The following is a 2,113-nucleotide window of genomic DNA, read 5'->3' as shown; positions in this document are numbered from 1 at the left end:
CCGCTGTCAGGCACGGCGAGATCCAGATGATCGCGGTCGGCACGCCGCCGGGCGAGGACGGCTCGGCCGACCTCAAATATGTGCTGGCAGTCGCCGAGACCATCGGCCGCGAAATGGACAAACCCAAGATCGTCGTCGGCAAGTCGACGGTGCCGGTCGGCACCTGCGAAAAGGTGAAGGCCAGGATCGCCGACACGCTGAAGAAAAGAGGCCGCGAGGACCTGGCTTTCGATGTCGCTTCAAATCCGGAATTCCTCAAGGAAGGGTCCGCGGTTGCCGACTGCATGAAGCCGGACCGCATCATCGTCGGCACCGACAGCGAGGACACCGAGGCTGTGATGCGCGAACTCTACGCGCCGTTCAATCGCAACCACGAGAAGATGATCGTGATGGACGTGCGCAGCGCAGAATTCACCAAATATGCCGCCAACTGCATGCTGGCGACCAAGATCAGCTTCATGAACGAGATGGCCAATCTGGCCGAACAACTCGGCGCCGACATCGAGGAGGTCCGCAAGGGCATCGGCAGCGATCCGCGCATCGGCTACCATTTCATCTATCCGGGCCTCGGCTATGGCGGCTCGTGCTTCCCGAAGGATGTGCGGGCGCTGATCAAGACCGCCGAAGGCGTCAAGTTCGACGCCAAGCTGCTGCGCGCCGTTGAGGAGCGCAACAACGCACAGAAATCGGTTCTCTTCGACAAGGTGGACCGCTATTTCAAGGGCAACCTCAAAGGCAGGACCTTTGCGCTCTGGGGTCTGGCCTTCAAGCCCAACACCGACGACATGCGTGAGGCGCCGGCGCGCGTCCTGATGGAGGCGCTCTGGAAGGCCGGCGCCAATGTGCAGGCCTATGATCCCGAGGCGATGCAGGAATGCCAGGCCATCTACGGGCTGCGCGACGACCTGCTTCTGTGCGGCACCAAGGAGGCGGCGCTGCGCGGCGCCGATGCGCTGCTGATCGCCACAGAATGGAAGAGCTTTCGCGCGCCGTCCTTCGACGCGGTGAAGGACGCGCTGACCACGCCGGTCATCTTCGACGGCCGCAACCTCTATGACCCCAAGGTCATCGCCCGCCATGGCATCGAATATCACTCGATCGGCAGAATGGCGGCATGAGACCGGGCCCTGTCAGACGGATGCAAGACCGGTCCGCACACGGCCTGCGGACGCTGGGGTTGAGCGCGTATTTCTGTGTGGAGTTGTAGCTGATGGTGCTGGACGTAAAGCCGGAGCAAATCACCAAGGATCATTTCGATCTCGTCGCGATCGGTTCCGGCTTCGGTTCGGCCTTCTTCCTGCATGAGTTCGCCAGGCGCCGAAAGGCGCGCATTCTGGTGCTGGAGTGGGGACGCCACAACACCCATGAATGGCAGCTCGAACAGAACGTCAACACCGACATCGAAGACGAGACGACCTACAAGACCAATTCCGACAAGCCGTGGAACTACACGATCGGACTGGGTGGCGGGACGAACTGCTGGTTCGCGCAGACGCCAAGATTTCATCCCAATGATTTCCGGCTGAAAAGCACCTACGGCATCGGTAATGACTGGCCGATCAGTTATGACGACGTCGAGCCGTTCTACTGCGACGCGGAAGACATCATGTCGATCTCCGGCGACCCCGACATGGCGGCGATGCTGCCCCGCTCGAAGCCGTTTCCGCAACCGCCGCATCGCATGTCGACACCGGACAGGATGATGAAGGCGGCGCAGCCCGACCAGCACTTCGTCATGCCAACCGCGCGGGCTCGCGTGCCGACCGCGCAGCGCAGCTCGTGCTGTGCCAATCTGCGTTGCTGGCTGTGCCCGGTCGACGCCAAATTCACCGTCAACAACGGGTTGATGCACGTCTTCGAGCATCCCGACATCTCGGTCTGCCTCGGTGCGGAAGTGCGCCGGCTCGATCACGTCGGCGGTGCTGTCCGTTCGGTCACGTTCAGCCATGACGGCAAGGAATACCAGGTCAGCGGCGATCTCTTCATTCTCGGCGCCAATGCCATCCAGAGTGCGGCGATCATGCTGCGATCCGGCCTGGGCGGCGAATTTGTCGGCAGCGGCCTGCATGAATCCTACGGCTGGAATTTCGAGGTCTATCTCGACGGTGTCGAC

The 2,113-nt window shown here is 61.8% G+C and carries 2 protein-coding genes; both read left to right on the top strand.

What is annotated here, in order from left to right:
• The coding region (locus ENZ74_RS30135; protein WP_164761324.1) for a UDP-glucose/GDP-mannose dehydrogenase family protein at positions 1-1,118 on the top strand (1,118 nt) is incomplete at its 5' end.
• Positions 1,119-1,210: 92 nt separating this feature from the next.
• A partial coding sequence (locus ENZ74_RS30130; protein ID WP_164761323.1) for a GMC family oxidoreductase occupies positions 1,211-2,113 on the top strand: 903 nt, incomplete at its 3' end.

This window comes from Mesorhizobium sp. M7A.F.Ca.CA.002.15.2.1 (assembly GCF_003998715.1).
Classification (GTDB): Bacteria; Pseudomonadota; Alphaproteobacteria; order Rhizobiales; family Rhizobiaceae; genus Mesorhizobium; species Mesorhizobium ciceri.
Note: the sequence above shows the minus strand (reverse complement) of the source record. Positions and strands in the feature narration are given on the sequence as shown.